This is a genomic window from Chthoniobacterales bacterium, assembly GCA_018883245.1.
Lineage (GTDB): Bacteria > Verrucomicrobiota > Verrucomicrobiia > Chthoniobacterales > JACTMZ01 > JACTMZ01.
The window spans coordinates 1-20,872 of sequence record VEQL01000011.1 but is presented as its reverse complement, the minus strand read 5'-3'; the positions used below and the strand labels follow the sequence as shown (position 1 = coordinate 20,872).

General features: G+C 60.1%; 18 protein-coding genes. 9 read left to right on the top strand and 9 right to left on the bottom strand.

Annotation, left to right across the window (positions count from 1 at the left end; all coding sequences use genetic code 11):
* Nucleotide 1: 1 nt before the first annotated feature.
* Nucleotides 2–919 carry a D-alanyl-D-alanine carboxypeptidase gene (locus FGM15_05695; protein ID MBU3665356.1) on the bottom strand — a complete coding sequence of 306 codons (918 nt, stop codon included), beginning with the start codon at nucleotides 917–919 and terminating at the stop codon, nucleotides 2–4.
* A gap of 105 nt (nucleotides 920–1,024) precedes the next feature.
* Between FGM15_05695 and FGM15_05690 the strand changes: the two genes are divergently transcribed.
* The 4 genes from FGM15_05690 to ftsY are packed head-to-tail and all read left to right on the top strand — an operon-like array spanning nucleotide 1,025 to nucleotide 4,048.
* On the top strand, nucleotides 1,025–2,230 hold the full coding sequence (locus tag FGM15_05690) for a bifunctional 3,4-dihydroxy-2-butanone-4-phosphate synthase/GTP cyclohydrolase II (GenBank protein MBU3665355.1): 1,206 nt from the start codon (nucleotides 1,025–1,027) through the stop codon (nucleotides 2,228–2,230).
* A 34-nt stretch (nucleotides 2,231–2,264) separates the two neighbouring features.
* Nucleotides 2,265–2,759: a 6,7-dimethyl-8-ribityllumazine synthase gene (gene ribH / locus FGM15_05685; protein ID MBU3665354.1), complete on the top strand. Its 495-nt coding sequence runs from the start codon at nucleotides 2,265–2,267 to the stop codon at nucleotides 2,757–2,759.
* A 1-nt stretch (nucleotide 2,760) separates the two neighbouring features.
* Nucleotides 2,761–3,192 carry a transcription antitermination factor NusB gene (gene nusB / locus FGM15_05680; GenBank protein MBU3665353.1) on the top strand — a complete coding sequence of 144 codons (432 nt, stop codon included), beginning with the start codon at nucleotides 2,761–2,763 and terminating at the stop codon, nucleotides 3,190–3,192.
* A 4-nt stretch (nucleotides 3,193–3,196) separates the two neighbouring features.
* Nucleotides 3,197–4,048 (top strand): signal recognition particle-docking protein FtsY, encoded by an 852-nt coding sequence (ftsY, locus tag FGM15_05675; GenBank protein MBU3665352.1) that lies wholly within the window; start codon nucleotides 3,197–3,199, stop codon nucleotides 4,046–4,048.
* 9 nt (nucleotides 4,049–4,057) lie between these two features.
* Here ftsY and FGM15_05670 read toward each other — a convergent pair whose 3' ends face one another.
* Entirely contained in the window at nucleotides 4,058–4,582 is a 525-nt protein-coding gene (locus tag FGM15_05670) for a hypothetical protein (GenBank protein ID MBU3665351.1), read from the bottom strand.
* A gap of 30 nt (nucleotides 4,583–4,612) precedes the next feature.
* Between FGM15_05670 and FGM15_05665 the strand changes: the two genes are divergently transcribed.
* Nucleotides 4,613–5,071 carry a rhodanese-like domain-containing protein gene (locus tag FGM15_05665; protein ID MBU3665350.1) on the top strand — a complete coding sequence of 153 codons (459 nt, stop codon included), beginning with the start codon at nucleotides 4,613–4,615 and terminating at the stop codon, nucleotides 5,069–5,071.
* A 1-nt stretch (nucleotide 5,072) separates the two neighbouring features.
* On the opposite strand, the gene FGM15_05660 is transcribed toward FGM15_05665, so the two are convergent.
* Complete coding sequence (locus FGM15_05660) at nucleotides 5,073–5,705, bottom strand: hypothetical protein (protein ID MBU3665349.1); 633 nt, start codon at nucleotides 5,703–5,705, stop codon at nucleotides 5,073–5,075.
* A 119-nt stretch (nucleotides 5,706–5,824) separates the two neighbouring features.
* Here FGM15_05660 and FGM15_05655 point away from each other — a divergent pair, with 119 nt between their 5' ends.
* Entirely contained in the window at nucleotides 5,825–7,405 is a 1,581-nt protein-coding gene (locus FGM15_05655; GenBank protein MBU3665348.1) for a DUF1957 domain-containing protein, read from the top strand.
* Nucleotides 7,387–8,952, top strand: a complete 1,566-nt coding sequence (locus tag FGM15_05650) for a hypothetical protein (protein MBU3665347.1) — start codon at nucleotides 7,387–7,389, stop codon at nucleotides 8,950–8,952. Before FGM15_05655 ends, FGM15_05650 begins: the two co-directional genes overlap by 19 nt.
* Here the strand turns inward: FGM15_05650 and FGM15_05645 are convergent.
* Complete coding sequence (locus tag FGM15_05645) at nucleotides 8,949–10,877, bottom strand: hypothetical protein (GenBank protein ID MBU3665346.1); 1,929 nt, start codon at nucleotides 10,875–10,877, stop codon at nucleotides 8,949–8,951. The genes FGM15_05650 and FGM15_05645 overlap by 4 nt on opposite strands.
* A gap of 114 nt (nucleotides 10,878–10,991) precedes the next feature.
* Here FGM15_05645 and alaS point away from each other — a divergent pair, with 114 nt between their 5' ends.
* Nucleotides 10,992–13,721, top strand: coding sequence for an alanine--tRNA ligase (gene alaS / locus FGM15_05640; protein ID MBU3665345.1), 2,730 nt, complete (start codon nucleotides 10,992–10,994; stop codon nucleotides 13,719–13,721).
* 41 nt (nucleotides 13,722–13,762) lie between these two features.
* Here the strand turns inward: alaS and FGM15_05635 are convergent, their stop codons facing one another.
* Nucleotides 13,763–15,094 carry a hypothetical protein gene (locus tag FGM15_05635; protein ID MBU3665344.1) on the bottom strand — a complete coding sequence of 444 codons (1,332 nt, stop codon included), beginning with the start codon at nucleotides 15,092–15,094 and terminating at the stop codon, nucleotides 13,763–13,765.
* Nucleotides 15,095–15,190: 96 nt separating this feature from the next.
* Between FGM15_05635 and FGM15_05630 the strand changes: the two genes are divergently transcribed.
* On the top strand, nucleotides 15,191–16,666 hold the full coding sequence (locus tag FGM15_05630) for a hypothetical protein (GenBank protein ID MBU3665343.1): 1,476 nt from the start codon (nucleotides 15,191–15,193) through the stop codon (nucleotides 16,664–16,666).
* Between the two features lie 82 nt (nucleotides 16,667–16,748).
* On the opposite strand, the gene FGM15_05625 is transcribed toward FGM15_05630, so the two are convergent.
* Genes FGM15_05625 through FGM15_05610 form a run of 4 tightly spaced genes read right to left on the bottom strand, consistent with a single transcriptional unit; the run spans nucleotide 16,749 to nucleotide 20,871 of the window.
* Nucleotides 16,749–17,966 carry a glycosyltransferase family 4 protein gene (locus FGM15_05625; protein MBU3665342.1) on the bottom strand — a complete coding sequence of 406 codons (1,218 nt, stop codon included), beginning with the start codon at nucleotides 17,964–17,966 and terminating at the stop codon, nucleotides 16,749–16,751.
* Nucleotides 17,936–19,066: a glycosyltransferase family 4 protein gene (locus FGM15_05620; protein MBU3665341.1), complete on the bottom strand. Its 1,131-nt coding sequence runs from the start codon at nucleotides 19,064–19,066 to the stop codon at nucleotides 17,936–17,938. The genes FGM15_05625 and FGM15_05620 overlap by 31 nt, the downstream gene beginning before the upstream one ends.
* A 28-nt stretch (nucleotides 19,067–19,094) precedes the next feature.
* A complete protein-coding gene (locus FGM15_05615; GenBank protein ID MBU3665340.1) occupies nucleotides 19,095–19,781 on the bottom strand; it encodes an FkbM family methyltransferase in 687 nt (228 codons plus the stop codon).
* A gap of 52 nt (nucleotides 19,782–19,833) precedes the next feature.
* Nucleotides 19,834–20,871, bottom strand: coding sequence for an asparagine synthase (locus tag FGM15_05610; protein MBU3665339.1), 1,038 nt, complete (start codon nucleotides 20,869–20,871; stop codon nucleotides 19,834–19,836).
* Between the last annotated feature and the right edge of the window lies 1 nt (nucleotide 20,872).

The following is a 20,872-nucleotide window of genomic DNA, read 5'->3' as shown; positions in this document are numbered from 1 at the left end:
CTCAAATGGAAGACCGTCGCGACACCGGGCGACCTTCGGCGGACCACTGCGCGTGCAACTCCCAGGCGCGGCGGACGAGTTGCAACCCTTCGCCGAAGCGGTCGGGCGATGCGAGCAGGACGACGATGATGCGGCGTGGTATGGCCACGGTCTGGCCGTTGTTGTCCACCGTCGCCGGCGCCTGATCGGCCGAGAGAACCAGGCAGTCGCCGGCGCGCGCTGTGCGCCCGGTTTTCACGCCGTCGATGCCGTCCTGCCCCAGCACCTCGTTTGTGTTGCGCAACAGGAACCCGCGCTTGGTGCCGTCCGCCCCCGTGATGGAAATCTCGCGGGCGGGTTGCGAGACGTAAAAATTGAAACCGGCGTGTTTGTAAGCGTAGCGCGTCAGGCGCGCGAGGTCTGTCGCCGTGGAATGCGGGGGCGTCTCCATGTTGTCCAGCCCGTGGGGATTGAGAAAAATCGTGCGCTTCATCCCGAGGGTGCGCGCCAGGGCGTTCATGTGCGCCGTGAAATTGTCCACCGGCCCGAGTTGCTGGGGATTGGGCAGTCGCTCTCCGACATTGTGCGCCAAGGTGTAAGCGGCATGGTTGTCGGACACCATCATCGCCGCGTAGATCAAATCGCGCAGGGATACCATGTCCCCGGGTTGCAGCCCGCAAGGGTTCATTCCTCCAACGCTTTGCACGCCGGGCGGCACCGGCACTTCCGCGGCGAGCGAGGCGCGCGTGGCGTCGGCCCAGTCCATGACCACCATCGCGGTGGCAATCTTCGTCAGGCTGCCGATCTGCAGCTTTTCGTTCTCGTTACCCGAGGCCAGAACATGGCCTGTGAGGTCGTCCACGACGATGAAGCTGCGGGCGGCGTCCGCCCGCGCGAGCAGGGCGGTCGCAAGCATTAGCGCAAGGAATAGTTTTCGCATGGTAGTCTGAGGCCTCCGACCGTAGCGGCCGCGCGGCAAAAATCAAAATCTTACCGCGCGCGCGGCGGTTGCCGAAGCTCGCACGGACTGCTTTACTGCAGGGCTGTGAGCAAAACGGCGTCCGATCCCATCGAGGATGTGCTTAAAGACATCCGTGCCGGCCGCATGGTCATCGTGACCGATGATGCTGAGCGCGAGAACGAAGGCGATCTTGTCATGGCCGCGGCCAAGGTCACGCCCGAGGCCGTGAACTTCATGACCCGCCACGGGCGGGGCTTGGTCTGCGTTCCGCTCGCCGAGGCGCGCGCCCGCCAGCTCGGGTTGCAGCGCATGGTGGCCCACAACCGCGAGCTTCACCGGACGGATTTCACCGTGTCGGTCGATGCCGCGCGGGGCGTGACCACGGGCATCAGCGCCCGGGACCGAGCGCGCACGATCAAAATTTTGTCTTCGTCGAAGTCGGGACCAGCGGACCTCACCGAGCCCGGCCATGTTTTTCCTTTGCAGGCGAGGGAAGGCGGCGTGTTGCAGCGCGCCGGCCACACGGAGGCCGCGGTCGATCTCGCGCGCATGGCGGGACTCGATGCCACCGGTGTCATTTGCGAGATCCTCAACGACGACGGGTCGATGGCGCGTCTTCCGGACCTGCTCAAGTTCCGCCGCAAGCACCGTCTCAAGATGTGCTCCATCCGCGACCTGATCGCCTACCGCCGGCGGAGGGAAAAACTCGTCGAGCGCGAGCAGTGCGTCCGTCTTCCCACCGACTTCGGCGATTTCGACCTTTATCTTTACCGCTCGCTCACCGACGGCGCGCACCACCTCGCGCTGGTGCGGGGCGACATCAACCCGCGGCAGCCCGTGCTCGTGCGTGTGCACAGCGAGTGCCTGACCGGCGACGTGTTCGCCTCGCGCCGTTGCGACTGCGGGTCGCAATTGCACCAGGCCTTGCGCCAGATCGCCGCGCACGGGTCCGGCGTTCTCGTTTATATGCGGCAGGAGGGGCGCGGCATCGGTCTGCCCGCGAAAATCCACGCCTACAAACTCCAAGAAGATGAAGGGCTCGACACCGTGGAAGCCAACAAGCGGCTCGGCTTCCCCATGGATCTCCGCGAATACGGGCTCGGCGCCCAGATTCTCTCCGATCTCGGCGTGCGCAAAATCCGCCTTCTGACCAACAACCCGCGCAAAATGGTCGGCCTCTCCGGGCACGGACTGGAAATTGTTTCGCGCGTCCCAATCAAGTCCAAGCCGCACGCCCACAACGCGCGCTACCTGCGGACGAAGAAACGCAAGATGGGTCACCTTCTTTGATTGCGACCCGCCGGTCCTCCTGCAAAAAAACTCCATGGCAGTCAAAGTCCAACCCCGCCCGGCGAAGTTCGAATCCGGGACCGCCCCGCGCATCGCGATCGTGGCCAGCGAATACAACGCCGAGTTCGTGCAGGCTCTGGTCAATCACACATGCAAAGAGATTTATCTCATCGATGAAGGTTCCGTCATCGAACTGTTCGGCGCATCCGGGGCGTTTGAAATTCCCGTGGTCGCCGAAATCGTCGCGGCCAAGCATCGCCACGATGTCATAATCGCCCTCGGTCTCATCATGCAGGGCGCGACGAAGCATGCGGAATTCATCGGCCAGAGCGTGAGCTTCGCCCTGCAACAGGTCGCCCTCAAGCACACGATCCCGGTCATCCACGAGGTGCTCCTGGTGAACAGCGAGGGGGAGGCGCGCGAGCGTTGCATCGAGAAGGAGCTCAACCGCGGCGTTGAGGCTGCGCGCGCGGCCTTCGTCATGCTCCGCGTGAAACAGCAACTCAAAGACAAGCCGACATCTCGCTGAGGTGACCCGTGTGAGCAAAGAAAACCGCCGCGAGTCGCGCCTCCAAGCCGTGCAGCAACTTTACGGTTGTGAAATGCGCGGTGCCCTTGCCCCCGGAACCGGCAAAGACGAGGTGACGTTGGATGCCGGGACTCAACCCTTCGCGTGTGAATTGCTTGATGCCGCGCGGCAAAACCTGCCGAAAATCGACAGCCTGCTTTCCGGCGCGCTGCAAAACTGGGATCTCCGCCGCCTCGGGGCCGTCGATCGCGCGGTTCTGCGGCTGGCTGTGGCCGAGATGCTCACGCGTCTCGATATACCGCCGGCGGTGACCATCAATGAGGCGATCGAAATCGCCCGCCAGCTGGCGACCGAGGACTCCGCGCGCTTTGCCAACGGCGTTCTCGACCGCGTGCGCAAAGAAATCGGCCGCGATCCGCGGGCTGTCTCCTGAGAACATGGCCGTCGGATTTCTTCGCGGCATCGTCGAGCGTTTCCGCGGCCGTCCCGTCGATTGGGACGAGCTGGAAGCCATTTTCCTGCAGGCGGACCTCGGAGTGAAGACCACGATGCAGCTTCTCGAGACGCTTCGCTCTGCCGCCGGGTTCTCGGCCACGGCCGACCAAGTGACGCGTGAAGCGCGCGAAGAGCTTGTCCGCCTCCTTCCGCCGGCCCACCCGCCGCTTCTCCCGCTCCCGGGCCGGCCGCGCGTCGTGCTCGTTGTGGGCGTCAACGGAACAGGCAAAACGACTTCCATGGCGAAACTCGCGGCCACGCTCCGGCGCGAAGGGCGCACGGTCATGATGGCCGCCGGCGATACTTTTCGCGCGGCCGCCATCGAGCAGCTTGTCCATTGGGGCGAAAAGCTCGGTGTCCCCGTCATTCGCGGAGCTTACCAAGGCGACCCCGCCGCCGTTTGCCATGATGCTTACGACTCCGCGGAGCGTCAGGGAATGGAGTTTCTCCTGTGCGACACCGCGGGCCGCTTGCATACCAAGCACAACCTCATGCAGGAATTGGCGAAGGTGCGGCGCGTGCTCGGGCGTCGCGACCCGGAGAGTCCGCACGAGGTCTTCATCGTGCTCGATGCGACGACCGGATCGAACGCGCTCGAGCAGGCACGGCAATTCCAACAGGCCGCGGGGCTGACCGGGGCGATCCTCACCAAACTCGACGGCAGCGGGCGCGGAGGCATGGCCGTGGCCTTGCAGCAGGAACTCGGTGTCCCCGTTCGCTTCATCGGGACCGGGGAAAAGGAAGCGGATTTCGCGCGCTTCGATCCCGAGCGCTTCGCCGCGGAGATGCTCTGACCCGGGGTTCTACTCCGCGCAGTAGTGCACGCTCACGCGTCGCATTTTTTCTTCGCCTTTTTGCGCCGTGTAATGGACCAGACGCAACGACACGAAGTTTTGCACCCACATCCATCCTTTGAGTGTGTGCACAAGACCGTTTTCATCGCCCTTCTCGTCGGCATAGAGCCGGCCTGCCCCGTATTTTTTGTCCCACGAAGCTTTGATCGTCGAAACCCAGTCGGCGACCTTGTCCTCCTCCCAGTTCGGCCTGTCGTATTGCAACTCCACTTCGCTGAGGCCGCCGTTGCTGAAGTAGAAAAGCGTGCGCTTCAGCCCTTCCTGCACGATGCCTTCGACGACGATGAGGTCGCGTGGCCCCGATTCGCGCTCTTCCATGACCTTGGCTCCGCCCTTGCCCACCACCTCCTTGATGCGTCCCGGTGTTTCGCCCCACTGCATGCCGAATGGCGGTTTGATCTCCTGCTGCGCGCCGGCAGGGAACAGGCCTGCATGCAGCACCAGCAAAGCTATGGCAAATGAACGGGCGTTCATCGCGTCCATGTTGCCTGCAAAAACCCCCCGGTGCAAACCGCGGCGCTGCCGCACCCCGTCCGGTTGACGAGGCCTGGCGGCCCTTGCCATGATGATTTCGTGAAAACGCTCGTTATTGTCGTCGTCATCGTGGTTCTTTTCGTCCTCGCCCGGCGTCTGCTTGGTGGTCCCTCGGTTTCGCCTTCTGAAGCCGCACAGCGAGTGCAAGATGGATCGGCGATTCTCGTCGATGTGCGCGAGCCTGCGGAATGGCAGGGTGGTGTCGCCGGGCCGGCCCTGCTGCTGTCGCTGGGAGACCTGCGTGGCAAAAGGGACGCATGGCGCCCGGTCCTCGATGCCAACCGCGACAAAGAATTCATCCTCTACTGCGCTTCCGGAACGCGGTCGGGAATAGCTGCCGGCATCCTGCGCAAAGAAGGATTCAATGCGGTCAATGCCGGCGGCTTTGGATCGTGGCGCGCGGCAGGTCTGCCCGTGCGCCAGCCGTGAATCACACGCCGCCGGCCGCGGGAAGCTTCTCGTAAAAACGCAGCGCCTCGACCGGGCTGCCGAACTCGGAAAGATAGTAGAGTCCCCGCCCGTGCCACGAGCCGGGGTCGCGCACGAGATATTCGGAACCGCTCTTGCCGACCACCACGACGAAGTGCGTGATGCCATTGGGAAAACGCAGGCGCACGATCACCGGATTGCCGCGCAGCAGGTTCCAATCCATGAGGAAGTGCGACGCTTCCGCCTCGTAGGCGTGGCGTGCGATGACGGGCGGCCACTCCGCGGCCTTTTCCCAGTAGATCCAGCCCTCCGGCGTGTAGCCGCCGTTGCCTTGGAGAAATTTGTTCAGCCGTCCCGGATCGGTATCCGCCCCGTAGGAGGCGAGCACCATCGCCGCGGAAGTGACGGCACAACCCTCCGCGCCCAATGTCCCTGGCGTCGCGGCAAGTTTGTCGCCCGTCCACGCCGGATCATCCTGCGCGAAATGCGGCACGTCGTTGAGCACCGTGCGCGGGAACCAAAGGCCGCCGCGCGGCTCGAGCGGCGATTGGGTTCTCGTCCAAGCATACACCCATGCCGCGGCCGCAACGGCCGCTGCGAACAGGACGACGATTGTCGCTCGGAGCCAGCGCATGATCCTGCAAGAAAGCGGAAAACCGCGCCGCGACAAATGTTTTTTGCCGGTCTGCGAACGAAAGCCGTTCTTGAAGGCATCCGCCGCCGCGGCAATCCTTGCCGCCTCCGGGCCCGCCGATGAGAAAAGGAAAATTCGCCCTTCTGCTGCACGCGCACCTTCCTTACGTGCGCCACCCGGAGCATGAGGACTTCTTGGAAGAGGACTGGCTCTACGAAGCCATCGCGGAAACTTACATCCCGCTGCTTCGCATCTTCGAACGCATGGTGGACGATCGGACGCCGGTGCGCATCACCATGTCGATCACGCCGCCGCTGTGCGCGATGCTGGAGGACGCGCTGCTGCAGGAACGCGCGGCACGGCATCTCGAGCGTTCCGTCGCCCTTGCTGAAAGTGAAGTCCGTCGCACGCGGGATGACGGGCGGCAGAACGCGCTGGCGCGTTTTTACCATGAGCGTTTTGTCGCGGCCCTCGGTTATTTCGAGTCGAGAGGGCGGAAACTCCTCCCCGCTTTCCGCGCGCTCCAGGATGCGGGCTTTCTCGAGATCATCACCTGCGCAGCGACCCACGGATTTCTTCCGCTCATGGCGGACCACCCCGGTGCCGTGCGCGCGCAGATTCTGACGGCCTGCGATTACCACCGGCGATGCTTCGGCCGGGCTCCCGAAGGCATCTGGCTCCCGGAATGCGCTTACTTTCCCGGGGTTGAAAAATATCTGCGCGAGGCGGACCTGAAATGGTTCGTGCTCGACGCCCACGGGCTGATGTTCGCCCGGCCGCAACCGCGCTTCGCCATTTACGCGCCGTGCTACACGCCGGAAGGTCCGGCTGCCTTCGCGCGCGATCGCGTGTCGAGCCGCCAGGTGTGGAGTGCGGAGGAAGGATATCCCGGCGATCCGGCCTACCGGGACTTTTACCGCGACATCGGCTACGACCTCGGCCTGGACTACCTCCGGCCTTTCCTCGGGGCCGACGGACAAAGAAAATTCACCGGCCTGAAATATCACCGCATCACCGGGCGCACGGAACACAAGGATCTTTATCACCGCCCGTGGGCCGATGCCGCCCTGGAGGCCCACGCCTCGGACTTCCTTGCCCGGCGCATCGCGCAATTCGAACCGCTTTGCGCCGAGATGCCCATCGACCCTGTGATTGTCAGTCCTTACGACGCGGAACTCTTCGGTCATTGGTGGTTCGAGGGCCCGGAGTTTCTCGATCTGTTCTTGCGCAAAGCCGCGCACGACCAGACGGTTTTCGAATTCACCACGCCGTCCGCATATTTGGCCCGGAACGAAATTCTCCAAGTCGTGCAACCCTGCGCGTCGAGTTGGGGGAATAATGGATACTGGGAGGTCTGGCTCGATGGATCGAACGCCTGGATTTACCCGCATTTGCACCGTGCCGCCCGGCTCATGACCGGCATGGCGCGCAAGCACGCAAAGACCAAAACGCCTTGGCGCAAGGAAACCCTGCGGCAGATGGCCCGCGAACTTCTGCTTGCCCAGTCAAGCGATTGGGCGTTTCTCATGCGGACCGGCACCGCGCGCGAATACGCGGAAAAACGCACGAAGGATCATCTTCTCCGCTTCAATCGCCTTCACGACAGTCTGGCTGCCGGGCGGGCCGACGGGGAATTTCTCGCCGCGTGCCGCGAACGTGACAATATTTTCCCCGACCTCGAATGGAAATATTACGCCTGATTGTTGCTCTTCTTGTCGGTCTTGCCGGAACGGTTGCGGCACAAGACGCCGCCGCTCCGCGCAGCGTTGAGATACGTTTTGTTCCCCCGGGCGGCGAGGGAACGGTAAGCCTCGGAGTTTTCGACAACAGCGGCAAACTTGTGCGCGCCATCTGCGACGAATGGACGTTCAACCGCTTCCGCATAGGAATCAACGGCCTTGCCGTTTCCTGGGACGGGTCGGATTCGTCGGGCCAGCCTGTCGCGGCCGGGACTTACGACGCTGGAGGTTTTGTGGTCGGCGATGTGAAAGTGGAAGGCGAGGCCGTGCATTTCAACGACTGGATCGAGGGGCACGATTCACCGCAGATCGTGACCGTGGCCGCCGCGCAATTGATGTCCGACGGAGATGTGCTCCTTGCAGCCCGTCTTGCGGGTGCAACCGGGGCTCTGGTGCGTTATTCGCCCGAGAGCGAGGCGCGATGGCGCACCGTGGTGAGCGCACCCCGCCCTGAGCCGGCAAAGAACGCCCAACTCTGCGTCTCCGACACCGCGGCCTTTGTTCTGCTCGACGGTGTTTTGCGCGCCGCCAATCTTGCCGACGGATCGGAAATCAAATTGCCCTCCGCTTTTGAAAACACACGTGCTATCGGCGCGCGCGGATCGCGACTGGCGGTGCTCGACGACAAGGCCCTGCACTTTTACGCGCTGCCGCTTGTTGCACCGAAGGGATCCGCGGATAACCCACCGCCCGGACTGGTCTCCGTCGCCCTTTTGGACAACGGCTGCGTTGCGGCTTCCGGGGACGGGCAGCTCTGGCTCTGGCAGGACAAGTGGTCGCGCATCGATCTGCCCGGCGGCTTGAAAGTGCGCCAAGTTTCCCCGGGGCGGGGGCAGACGTTCTGGGCACTCGAGGAAAACAGCGAAGGCATTTCCTCCGTGGCCCAATACAGCCCGGAGGAGGGCAACCTCGCCCGATGGACGCCCGCGCCGGGCGAAGGGAAAATTTCCTGGATGGCGGCCTCCGCCGGCAAAGATTACTTCGTCGCCGCGATCGCTTCGCCGGGGGTGCAACGCACAGTCGCCATACGCCGTAAGGAAGGTGGCGGATGGGAATACGTCTTCGATAAAAAAATCACCGCCTGCGCGAATTTCGGATGGTCCGCGGGAAAACTGGAACCTTCATCCGGCGAACTTCCCGCGGAGCTTCCGGTGCAACTCGATGGAAATCCTCTCGACCCGGATGCGCCCGGCGAACTGACCCTGAGGGCCTTTGCGAACGAAACGGGAACCGGCCTTTCGGCTGCCGACGGGTTGCCGCTGGTGCGCGTTTCCGACGGCCCCGGATTTTCCCGTGTGATGATGGTCGCAGGCTCGGAGCCGAACAGCGTGCGGTTTTTTCAAAGCAACGGCGCCTGCGTTGAGGAATACGTCATATCCAATCTCGGTGCGATCACGCCCTTCGATGCCGGGGAAATCGAAATGACCGCCACCGGCGAGGCAAGCCCTCCCCCTGCGGAGGAGCCCGAAGAGGGCGCACCTGCTCCGCCTCCAGCCGCAACCCCTTAAACGTAGGGGAGAAAGGCCGTGTGCACTTCGGCCGGCACATCGATCATCTTGTAGTCCGTCGAATCAACGAAAAGCAGGCTTTGCTGGCCTTTGCCGAGAAGTTGGTGGGCCGAGTCATAAATCTCGTGCTCCAAGGTGACGAACTTCCGGTTGTAGCCCGCGATTCGGATGCGCACGCTCACGGTCTCGAACTCGCGCGTCTCGCGCACGAACTTGTGCTCGAACGAGCGGGTGAGGATGTAGAAAGGCGTGTTCTTGAGGTTGAACTTCGGCATCACGCGGTTGAAGAACAGTTCGCGTGTCTTGCCTACCCACATTGCATACATTCCGAAATAAACGTTGCCCACCGAGTTGGTGTCCGCATAAGTGGCGACGAAGGAATGGACGAACCACTTTCCGTCGAAGTGTCCGCCCAGCGGATGCTGCACGGCCCCTACGAGGGACTTGGCCGCGTCGCCGATCGCCGCGGCGGTCTCTGCCACTGTTTCCGCGAGTGTCGCGCGCGGTGCAACCACTGCTGCTTCCGCAGGGCGCGAGGGCGCGGCCATCGGCGCCATCTCGTCGGCGGGCGCGCCGAGCTGGTCGGCATCGCTGACGAATTCCTCAGCCGAAGTCGGTTTGCACAACGTCCAGACGACATAGCCGAGCGGCAAAAGTGAGCCGATGATCATGAACGCCGGATAGGCCAGCAGGTAGCCGAAGGCGAAAATGACGACGGCCAAGCTCCCGATGCAGAACATTTTGATCTGCGGAATACGGTTCGCCGGCGTGTTGACGAAGCAGCGCGCCACGGCCAGCGCCGAATAGCCGACGAAAAACGTCGCGTAGAAAATCATGAAATATTCCAACTCGAGACCGAGCGCTGCACCCGCCAAGGCGACGATACCGCAGAAAAGGAGGACGGGGATCGGCGAAGTGACAAGCGACGTCGGGATCAGGGCGAAAATGGCATTCACGCTCGTGCGCACGTTGCTCTGCAGGAACCAGCGCAGCGCGATGTAGCCGCTATCGAGGGTCGTCAGCACGCACCCGCAAAGGAACACGCAATAGGCGCCGAAAATCCACGGATGCTCCGAGGCTTTGCTGAAAAGCAGACGCATCACCGAGTCATGGCCGTAAATGTGCCCGCCCAGACCAGCATGCAGGTGCTGGTCCGCCCCCGCGCCCAATGCCCACAGCGCGAGAAAGCCGTGAAAAAGCAGGAGCAGGAAAAATTGCGAGCCACCAATGAGATAGGCCGCGGCCACCGACACGCGCTCCCGGTGCATCTGGATGGCGCGCTGCCATTGCTGCAGGTCGAGCCAGGGTCCGAGCAGGAACCCGATGCAGATCGGGATCATGTAGCCCCAGTAGTTCCAATCGTCCGTGGGCAGTTTCTCCACCGCGACACCGGGCGCTCCGCCGGAAATCTGCCACGGAGCCGACCAGAGAATTGCGATTGCGGTGGCGAGGATGAGGAAAATCACGCCGTGGCTCCACTTGATGCGGCGGATGTTGAACTCTTCGCCGAAGAGTATCGCCGCCGCGAGAATCACCAACAGGATGAGCGGCAGATACAGCACCCCGGGCTCCAGGCCCAATGGCATCCACCCGTAGCGGATCAGCGCGAAAATCGTGAGCGTGATGGCCAGAAGCTGGTAGAGGAAAAAAATCAGACGGAATGGACGCGACCATCCGCCGAAAAACCGCGCGAGCGATTCCGAGCCTCCCTCCTGCCTGCGCGCCAGGTGATGCGTGATAAAGCCGAACCCGAAAAGACCGAGACAGTTCGGGATGGCAAAGCTCAAAAGCCCCGGCAGCCCGAATTGCGTGGTGAACTGGACGGAGAAAAACAACCCGAGGCCCCACATCCAGGAAAGGGCGACGGTGTTGCCCCACAAGATCGTGTTGAACCAGCGGTATGGCTTGAGTTCGTTGGAAGGCATTTTTTTGCGAGTCAGGAGATTAGCCTAACACATGGCATTCCCAAGCCCAAGCGCCGCGCGCGTTCTTGTCCATCCGGCGCGGGGCGTTAGAGTAAGCGTCTTTTCCGCGAAGCAATGACCGCCCTTTCCAGCACCGAAATCCGCCGCAGCTTCCTCGATTTCTTCCGGGAGAAGCAACACACGATCGTCCCCTCGTCGAGCCTGCTTCCGGACTCGCCCAACCTGCTTTTCACCAACGCCGGAATGAACCAGTTCGTTCCGATTTTTCTCGGCAAAGCCAAAGCCGATCTCTCGCGGTGGCCCGGCGTGACGGCCGGGTCCGATACCCGCGCGGCCGATACGCAGAAATGCATCCGTGCCGGCGGCAAGCACAACGACCTCGAGGACGTCGGTCTCGACACCTACCACCACACGTTCTTCGAAATGCTCGGGAACTGGAGCTTCGGCGACTATTTCAAAAAGGAAGCCATCGCGTGGGCGTGGGAGTTGCTCGTCGATCGCTGGAAGTTTCCGCCGGCGCGGCTTTATGCCACGGTCTATTCGCCCGGGCCCGGTGACCCGAGCGAGTTCGATCAGGAAGCGTGGAACTATTGGGCCGAGCACTTCCGTGCCGCAGGACTGGACCCCGCGGTTCATATCGTGCGCGGCGACAAAAAGGACAACTTTTGGATGATGGGCGACACCGGGCCCTGCGGTCCGTGCTCCGAAGTTCATGTCGATCTTACTCCCCAGGGCGATACGCATGGAGCGCTGGTCAACAAGGGCACCGCCGAGTGCATCGAGATCTGGAACCTCGTCTTCATCCAGTTCAATGCCAACCCCGACGGCACATTCACGCCGCTGCCCGCGCGCCATGTCGATACCGGCATGGGCTTCGAGCGCGTTTGTTCGGTGGTCCAGGGCACGAAGGGCTTCACCGATTTTTCCAACGCGCGCATTTCGAATTACGAAACGGATGTGTTCCGCCCGCTCTTTGCCGAAATCGAAAAACTCAGCGGGAAAAAATACGGTTCGACGCTGCCCGAAGCCGGATCGACCGGGCACACTGGGCAGGAAAAAATAGACATCGCCTTCCGTGTTATTGCCGACCATGCGCGCACACTCAGCTTTGCCGTTGCCGACGGTATCTCGCCGGGAAACAACGACCGCAACTACGTGCTGCGCCGCATCCTGCGCCGAGCTGTCCGCTACGGCCGCACGCTCGGATTTCACCAGCCCTTTTTCCATAAACTCGTCGGTGTGTTGGCCCAGACGATGGGTGATGTCTTTCCCGAATTGCGCGCCAAGCAGGCGCACGTCGAGCAAGTGCTGCGCGGCGAGGAAGAAGCCTTCAACCGAACGCTCGACAAAGGTATCGCGCTATTTGACGCCGAGACCGCGAAAATGGAAGCCGGCGGGAAAATTTCCGGCGCCTTTGCATTCAGGCTCTATGACGAACAGGGATTTCCTCTCGATCTCACGGAGTTGATGGCGCGCGAGCGCGCACTCGCGGTCGATACCGGCGGATTTGAAAAACTCATGGAGCAACAGCGCGCCCGCGCCCGCTCCGCCCAGAAAAAAGAAGTCATTGCGGTCTCGGAGATTTCGACCAAGGCAGCCACACGATTCACGGGCTATGACGAACTGACGGTGCGCGCCAAGGTGCTCGAAGTCGTCGATCTCAAGGGCAAGCTGGCCGTTGTCCTGGACGCCAGCACTTGCTACGCGGAAATGGGCGGACAGGTCGGCGACACCGGCGAATTGCGCTCAGGCTCGAATCTCTGGCGTGTCGGCAACACGCAGAAAGCCGGTGACGTCTGGCTTCACATCCTTGAAGGTGAAGAGGCGCCCGAAGCCGGAGGCGAAGTGGAACTTCATGTCGATGATGCGCGCCGTGCCGCCATCCAGCGTCATCACACAGTCACCCACATTCTTCATTGGGCATTGCATGAAATCGTTGGCCCCGAGGCTGTGCAAAAGGGCAGCTATGTCGGGCCCGACAAGCTTACCTTCGATTTCAGCAGCGCGGCGCTCGCCCCGGAGCAAGTCGCGGCTGTCGAGCGCCTGGTGAACGAAAAGATTCTGGAGAATGCACCGGTGGCTTGGACGGAAGCTGCCTACGCCGATGTGCGCGGGCGTGCTGACGTCATGCAGTTCTTCGGTGACAAATACGGCGATCGTGTGCGTGTGGTCCAGATCGGCGGCACGCCCGGAACATTCGATGGATACAGCATGGAGCTGTGCGGCGGAACCCACGTGCGCGGCACCGGCGAGATCGGCCTCTTCCGCATCACAAGCGAGGCGGCTGTGGCAGCCGGAATCCGTCGTATCGAGGCCGTAGCCGGTGCGGAAGCCCGTCGCATGGCCGAGTCCGAACGCGAGCGCCTCAAATCCATCGCTGCAAAGTTGGGATCACCGCTCGCCGATCTCGAAAAGAAACTCGATGCCTTTCTCGCACAACAGAAAGAAACCGAAAAAGCTCTCAAGTCGGCGCGTCAGCGCGAGGCAACCGCCCAAGCTGGTGATCTTCTGTCGAACCAGGAAGTTATCGGCGGTGTTCCGGCGATCATTGCAGACCTCGGGCCGGCAGACGGTGACACACTCCAAGCGGCTGCCGATGCTTTGAAGAGCAAGTTCGACGGTGTTGTCGTTCTTTCCGGTGTTTCGGAAGGAACCGTCTCCCTTGTCGCAACCGTCGGCAAACATCACACGGCTAAAATTTCTGCCGGCAAAATCATCCAGACCATCGCCCCGCACGTCGGCGGCAAAGGCGGCGGCCGCCCTGAATCCGCCCGCGGTGCCGGCAAAGATCCCTCCGGATTGCCTGCGGCTTTAGCCGCCGCCCGCGATTTTCTCTCCATGTAGCAGGTTTATTCCTGGTGCAAAACTCCCTCTGTGGAGCTGTATCACTGCGGACTGAGGGCTCGGACGCGCAAGAAGTGTTTATCGCCGGAAAGATCAACAGGCAATGAAACAGGTGCGCCGCTGTTGGTGAATGGCATCGAAAGATTCGTCGTGGTCTGGATTTGCAAGCTTATGGTGGCGTTGTTGCCTGACTTTTGCAGCATCACGCCGCCGAGATTAAGGTCGGTGATGGAACTGCTTGTGTAGAGCCCGTAAACGACAGGATCTCCCAACACATCGGCGCGTCCGGCAAAACGGTTGTTGGTATATTGAGCACCGGTGAAGAGATTGTTGGAATTGATGTCTGACTGGATGGTTTGGACTTGAATGACAGCGTCGTCCGCGCGTTTTGCCAAGGCGGCGAGTGGAACAACAGTCTCAGAGCCATTCATGGTCATCACCGAACCGTGCCCGTAAGCTGCAAGCCCGTTGTATGTCAGTTGTCGCATGGTCGAGATCTCCCATGTTTGCATCCCATTCGTTGACTCGATAGCGAAGGAGTTGTCCCACCAGGTCGCTTGGAAGTAGAGGCGGTAACTGTCGCCGCCGAGAGGAAGGACGAATTGACCCTCGAAAGGCGTTGCACTCCACCAAGCTGCTGAATTTGTAAGGGCTGCCGCCTGCCTGAAGTTGGTGCTCACCACGACAGGTTCGCCGTATCCTGCGAAGGCGCCCGTCGTGCTGACCCGGTGAAGTATGTTGCCTGTGCCGGTATTGCCGCCGTCATCGGTGAACAAATGATATGTGGAGCCCACCTTCAGCAGAAAAGGATCGTTCTCGTTGCTTCTCGGCCCGGGCAGCACGTTGAAGTCGCTCCAATTGGTCCAAGTTCCGGGATCCTTGCACTCCAAGTAACAGATGCCGGGCGCCCCGTAGTTGTTACTCCGAGTCTGGGATGACCGGACAAGAACGTAATACTGGCCGTCCTCCACAAACCACTCGGGTGCCCATGTGTTGTTCGGCGTATTGGTCATGGCGGCACCAGCCAGTTTGACGTTTGTCGCGGTCCAATTGACCAAATCCGTGCTGCGGGCGATCCCGAAAGTGCCATTAGTGCTTTCGAAGGCGTCCGTATAGACGCTGATGAATTCGCCATTGAAGCGAATGATAGATGCATCGCGGCAGAAGTTTGTCAGTGTAGGTTTGGTGTAAATCCAGTGCCACTCGTATCCGTTCGTGCTGACTCCGAGAGCCAGCTTTTGATAAAACTCGGCGGGAACTCCTTGGCCCGATCCCGTGCTTGAACGCAGAAGGATCTGTGATTGAGCGGGCGAGGTAGCTGTTGTTCCGATGAGCATGGCGGCGTGCACCATAACCACCGCAAAGGATTTCATGCCATTAGGGTTGTGCCGCTGGATACGGAGTGCAAGTGATACATTCGATCCCGCTATCTTGCGGTTGAAGATTGCGGGCAGGTATCCTGCGAACGCATGCGTTGGGTTTCGTGGATTCTTCTCGCGGTCTATGCCGCATTTCTATTGGCCGTGATCGGGGATTTTCGCGCCGTCATGGGTGACGAGGCTGCCTACATCGACCCTGCGTTGCGCTGGTGTGACGGGCTCGGTTTCACCAGTGCGGCTTGGTGGCAAAGCCCCGAGCAGTTATGGGCCTGCAACGTTCCGCTCTATGCCGTGGTCGCAGCCGCGTGGGTCAAAGTGACAGGGCTGTCGTCCTTGTGGGGCCTTCGAGCCTTGAGTCTGTTGCTTTACGTCTCAGGCATCGCCTTCTGGATTCTCGGGTGCCGCCGTGCTGGATGGTTCAAATCACCCGCGCAACAGGCGGTCTTTGTCGCGCTCTTGCTTGGGAGCCTCTACGCCACCGCGCCTTCGCAATACATCCGCCCCGAGGCTCTCGCGGCATTGATTCTGGGACTATCCCTGTGGGGTCAGACACTATCATCTTCACACGCGCGTTCTCTTGCGGCCTTTTTGTCGGGAGTCTTGGCGTCGTTGTCCGGACTCCAGTTCGCCGTAACTCTTTCATTATTCGGTTTGGTTTGGTGGCTTGGCACCTCGATAAAACCGTGGCGCTCGCTCGTCTGGTGTCTGGCTGGTGGGGTGGCCGGCTTCCTGGTTCTCGCCGGGATCTATTTTCATTCTGGTGTGCTTGAGATATTTCTCCGCTCCACATTCGGATTGGGGTCCAACCGCATGGCGCAATGGCACGGTTGGCGCGACCCCATGCTGTGGACGGGTAGTGCCGTGCTTGTGCTTGCAGTGCTTCAGCACGGCATTCCAAGGCGCGAGCGCTACTGGGCTGCCGCGGGATTGGCTGCCGGTCCTGGTCTTGCCGCGGTGCTATTTCTTCTGAGTAAATATCCCCAATACTACGGATTCCTCGCTGCGCTGCCCACCTGCACCGCCGTCGCCGCTGTCTATCCGTGTTTTCGCGGTGGAGTGCGCTTGGGAGTTGTATTGCTGCTCGTAGCTGCCTCGCTGGCAGGATTTCCCCTTGCGGCACTCATGAACTGGAATCTTATGTCATCACGCCAGCATGATTCGCTGGAGCGCTGGACCGACAACGCTCTGGATGATGTGCCGGCCGTGTTTGTCGATCCTGCAGCTTATTTTGCAGCCAAGCATTCCAAACGTCTTGTTTACACGCATGCAGTTCTGCCTGCGCTGACTTCTGACGAAAGAAACGGCATCGAGGCGCTAGTCCTCATGCCGGAGCATCCTCACCATCACCTGAAGCGAGACACAGTTCTGCAACTTCTCGGCGGCACGTGGAAACTTGCCGGCGCTTTCCGTCAGGGCGATGCACCGCCTTCGCGGTTTCCGTTACTCGACGTGCTTTCGAGATTGTCCTATGCAGGCACTTACCGTTTCGAGGTTTGGCGGCGAGAGCATCCTCGAATGGAAAAGAGTGACGACGACAGTCTTGGAGCAATACGGACTGGTTTGTGATTTGATCGCATCGATTGCATGCAAAAAAACAAAAACGCCGGGGGATAACCCGGCGTTGGCATTGTTTTCGATGGGTTCGCCGCTACTTGCGCCTCGGAGTTTGCAGAGCCCGCAGAACTCCTGCGGTAAAATTCGAGGCCATGTTTTCGATCGTGAACTTGCCAGCCGCTTCGTATCCCTTCGCCGCTAGCGACTCACGTTTGCGGTCGTCTCGGAGCAATTCCGCAATAGAATACGCGTAGGCCTCCGCGTTTTTCCAATCCTGGACAATCACACCGTTTAAACCATTGTGGAGATAGTCGATTTCCGGGCTGTGGTATGGAAATGCTGTCGTTACCATAGGCGTGCCTAGGGCGAAGGAATCCAAAACAACAAGTCCCACAAGACCAGGCATCAGCAACAGCTTGGCTGCCGCCCAGTAAGGGACTTTCTCGCTGTCGTTCTTGGCCCCCGCGTAATGCACCCACGGAAAACGCCGTGTAGCATCTTCCACCAAATGACGATCGGGACCGTTTCCGATGATGATCAGCTCGAAGTCAGAAACGAGAGCTCGCACCCGTGCGGAAGCCTCGATAAGGAAAGCAATGCGTTTGTCCGGATAAAGCCCGCCGGCAAAGATTCCGATATTTTCCGAGGAGAGGCCGAGTTCCTTTTTGACCCGCAGCAATTCATGGTCCGGCATTTTCTCCCGCTCGCTGCGGAGAAAACGTGTATCGATGGCATTTCCGACATTCGTGATTCGTTCCTGCGGGAAACCGATGTTTTCGACGATTCTCGCGCTCAAGTCATTGTAAGCGAACCACCAGTCTACTTTTCCAGATACGAAGCGCTTCCAACGCTCTGCCAAGGAATCCGGGTTGCGCGTCTGGAAATTGCGCCCGTGCCCCCAGAAAGCCAGCTTTTGCTGTCTCCCAAGGTATCGCCTCACCAGCAGGACGTATAGTGCGCCGTATTTGACCTCTTGGGGAACAATGACCAAGTCCTGCCCCCGTGTTTGCGCCAAGACACTTTGCCAGACAAAACCTGCCACGCACCGCATTTTCACCGGCACAGCCCATGGTAAGTCGGCGGGCAAGTTGCGCGAAACGGAGTCTGCAGAGTAGAGAACGCGCAGAGCAACGCACTGCGATGCAAGTTGGGCGCGCAATTCATCGAAGAAAGCTGCGCGGTAGTGCGGCAGTTTCTCCTGGATAATTGCGACGAAGTGTTTGATGGACAATCGAACCTGTGTGTGTTTCTGGGCTTGTGCGGCGCAATCGTTTTGGAAACTCAAGCGGCGCACACGCGATTGAGGGCGCATTCCATGTTTCGTTGGAACTGGCTCGCAGTAAACTTCTCAACGAAACGCGCCCTGCCCTTGGTGCCCATGACTTGGCGCGCATGCCGGTCTGCAAGCAAAGTCTGCAGCCCACCGGCCAGATGTTCCGGATGGCCGGGCTCCAATAGAATTCCCGTCTGGCCATCTTCCACGATCTCCGGAATGCCCCGCCATTTTGTCGAGACGACGGGCAGCGAAAACATCATCGCTTCAAGCAAGACGACAGGGAACCCTTCGGCGCGGTAAAATGTGGGAAAACAGAAAATATCTGCATTCAAGTAGCAATCCCGTTTCGCGTCACCGGTGACTTTTCCGGCGAGCGTCACATCGCCCTGCAAACTCCCGCACAGGTCTTTAACGCGCCGTGCTGTTGAATCGCTTTCCGCCTCTCCCGCGATCACAAGCCGATAGAAAACTTTGCGATCATCCAAAATTTGACAGGCCTGCAAAAGGTCATCCACTCCCTTTTCGCGGCTCAGCATCCCCAAAAAAAGAATCGTTGGAGGACGGTTGCTGTGGTCTTGCGTCCGGCGATCCTTGAAATGCTGAGCGACATCCTCGATGCCATTGGGAACCACGCACGTTGCAGAGGCGTTGATGTGCTCGGCGTCAGAACGCGTGGCTTCCGACAGGCAGATGGCTAGCTCCGGCCGCGAGTAGGCAATCCGGTAAAGCCACCGCCCAATGCGCGGAAGGTGCCCGTAATATCCTGCCAGTCCTGCAGCATGGAAATGGAACACTGTGGCTCGGAACATCCAGCGTGTTGTTACAAGCACGACAACATCCCTCAAGAACGGCACGAGATTGGGGCTCGCCGGCTGATAGTAGAGAATGTTTGCGCCCGTCTTTGTCCTTTGCCATGCGATGCGAAGCACGAGGGATATCAGCGAAGCCAGTTTGCCCAGACGGAATCTGCCCACCTCCCGTATGGTGGAGGAAAACGCCATGCGAATGTGGACGAGATCCAGCGTTGCGTATTCACCGTGCAGAAAAATTTCATTCATCACGGCTTGGCCGTGGTAAGGCGGTGGCGTCTGGGCGACAACCAGCACTTTTTTGCGACGTGTTTCCATACGCGTCATTTTCCAGTGGAATCAGACCGCAGGAAACTCAGGCTCGGAGAATGAAGGACAACTCGCGGTTCGACCGGGAGACAGAAAAGAGAGCGTATCCCATTGAGCGAAGCGTGTTGATACTCTTTCTCGTCGTGGCGACCGAAATGCCAGGAAATCTGTGGTGGAACTCGACCAGAATTTGTTTGGGTCGGATGGATGATTTCGCCAAGTCCTCGATCACATCGTATTCCGCTCCCTCGATGTCCATCTTAAGCAGATCTATGCGCTCGTGACCAAGTTCGCGCATGATTGTCGTCAGTTTCTTGACTGGCAACCGCACGTCCCGTGGTTCGTATTCTTCTTCTGTCATCAGTCGATGGGACACGTGCGTGGGGTTTTCCGGCGGACGGAAGGCGACACCCCCGTCGCGCGCCGCCAAACCATATTCATGGAGAATGAAAGCCTCTGGAAGCCGGGAGTGTTTGACCCACGCAATCGACTGCGGTGTTGGATCAAAAGCATGAACCGCGAGGCCGTAGCGGGCTATGAGCGCCAGATCGAATGAGGCGTCGGTTCCGATGCCAAATGAATACACGACAGAGTTCTTGTCGAGGATGCCCTCGGCGACCCTCCAACCCTCGTAATCGGATCCGAGCAAAAGGACCGCGCAGTCGATGTCCCTTCGATAAATGAGGTCTCGTCCGAGAATGGCTTTTGCTATGGTCTTGAGCGTCGGGAGCATTGCTGGGTGAGGAATATTCGTCGAAAAGCGGATCAGGATTCTTTCGGAATGCTTACAGATTAGTTATTCCGTAAGTGCGAGCCCACAACTCGAGGTTGACGAATCGCCAAAGTGGAAACTTCTCAAGATTGCCGATCTCGAAATGCCTCTTGATGACCTCTGCGTTCCAGATCGGCCTTTGTCTGAACTCCGCGCTGTCGAGCAGATCTGAAATGACGGCTGCCATATCGCTGCGTTTCAACCATTCATCCACGGGAGTATTGAATGCAATCTTCCGGTGGCTTTCCACAATCTCACTGGGCATGCGATTCCGGAAGGCCTCGCGCAAAACCCGTTTTGTGACCCCCATGTCCAGTTTCATGGAATCGGGCATACGGAAGGCAAGTTCCATCAGGCGATAATCCACAAAGGGCGAACGCATCTCCACCGAATGTGCCATCGAGGAATGGTCCTCATAGTGGAGGATCTGGGTAAAACCGTAATCTTCGATCTGCGAACGAAGGTGTGCCTCCATATTACGGCGGCGGAAATTGGCGCGCTGCTCGGGAAGATAAGCGCTGTGTTCGTCATTGAAGCGTGGGGTGAGGGCATCCCAAGTGTCTTCCAAGTATTTCGAGCGTATGTAGGAAGCGGCGCGGCGCCCAAGGGCTGCTTTTGCCACTTGCGCCACCAAGCCGGTCGGGCTGACCGGCATTATTCGTTTTGCGGCTATGAACTGACGCGCGAAGGCGAACGGCGACAGGAGCAATTGGTCGAGCAACTGGTAGCCGATCACATTGCGGCCGTAGCCCGCCCATGCTTCATCGGCGCCTTGACCGTTGATGGTTACTTTGCACCCGTTCTCGTGGATTGCTTTCAGCACGGACCAGTGCGCGAAGCCCGTGGGGCTCTGCACCGGCTCATCCGCATCTCGGACAAACTGCCCGATGTGCTGCGCGAGATTGTTTCCGCTGAGGTGCAGCACGCGAAGATCGATATTCGGACAGGTGCTGATGAGCGAGCGCACACGGTATGACTCGTCCATTTTGAAACCCGGAAAAGCCGCGTGGAAAGCCGTGACCGAGCCACACCCTAGACGCCCGCTCTCAATG

What these genes read in the sequence shown, in the direction of transcription:
- FGM15_05645 (MBU3665346.1), bottom strand. Translation starts at nt 10,877, where the DNA reads ATGCCTTCCAACGAACTCAAGCCATACCGCTGGTTCAACACGATCTTG.
- alaS (MBU3665345.1), top strand. Translation starts at nt 10,992, where the DNA reads ATGACCGCCCTTTCCAGCACCGAAATCCGCCGCAGCTTCCTCGATTTC.
- FGM15_05630 (MBU3665343.1), top strand. Translation starts at nt 15,191, where the DNA reads ATGCGTTGGGTTTCGTGGATTCTTCTCGCGGTCTATGCCGCATTTCTA.
- FGM15_05625 (MBU3665342.1), bottom strand. Translation starts at nt 17,966, where the DNA reads ATGCGCCCTCAATCGCGTGTGCGCCGCTTGAGTTTCCAAAACGATTGC.
- FGM15_05620 (MBU3665341.1), bottom strand. Translation starts at nt 19,066, where the DNA reads ATGACGCGTATGGAAACACGTCGCAAAAAAGTGCTGGTTGTCGCCCAG.
- ribH (MBU3665354.1), top strand. Translation starts at nt 2,265, where the DNA reads ATGGCAGTCAAAGTCCAACCCCGCCCGGCGAAGTTCGAATCCGGGACC.
- FGM15_05655 (MBU3665348.1), top strand. Translation starts at nt 5,825, where the DNA reads ATGAGAAAAGGAAAATTCGCCCTTCTGCTGCACGCGCACCTTCCTTAC.
- FGM15_05670 (MBU3665351.1), bottom strand. Translation starts at nt 4,582, where the DNA reads ATGAACGCCCGTTCATTTGCCATAGCTTTGCTGGTGCTGCATGCAGGC.
- FGM15_05635 (MBU3665344.1), bottom strand. Translation starts at nt 15,094, where the DNA reads ATGAAATCCTTTGCGGTGGTTATGGTGCACGCCGCCATGCTCATCGGA.
- FGM15_05650 (MBU3665347.1), top strand. Translation starts at nt 7,387, where the DNA reads ATGGAAATATTACGCCTGATTGTTGCTCTTCTTGTCGGTCTTGCCGGA.
- ftsY (MBU3665352.1), top strand. Translation starts at nt 3,197, where the DNA reads ATGGCCGTCGGATTTCTTCGCGGCATCGTCGAGCGTTTCCGCGGCCGT.
- FGM15_05615 (MBU3665340.1), bottom strand. Translation starts at nt 19,781, where the DNA reads ATGCTCCCGACGCTCAAGACCATAGCAAAAGCCATTCTCGGACGAGAC.
- FGM15_05695 (MBU3665356.1), bottom strand. Translation starts at nt 919, where the DNA reads ATGCGAAAACTATTCCTTGCGCTAATGCTTGCGACCGCCCTGCTCGCG.
- FGM15_05660 (MBU3665349.1), bottom strand. Translation starts at nt 5,705, where the DNA reads ATGCGCTGGCTCCGAGCGACAATCGTCGTCCTGTTCGCAGCGGCCGTT.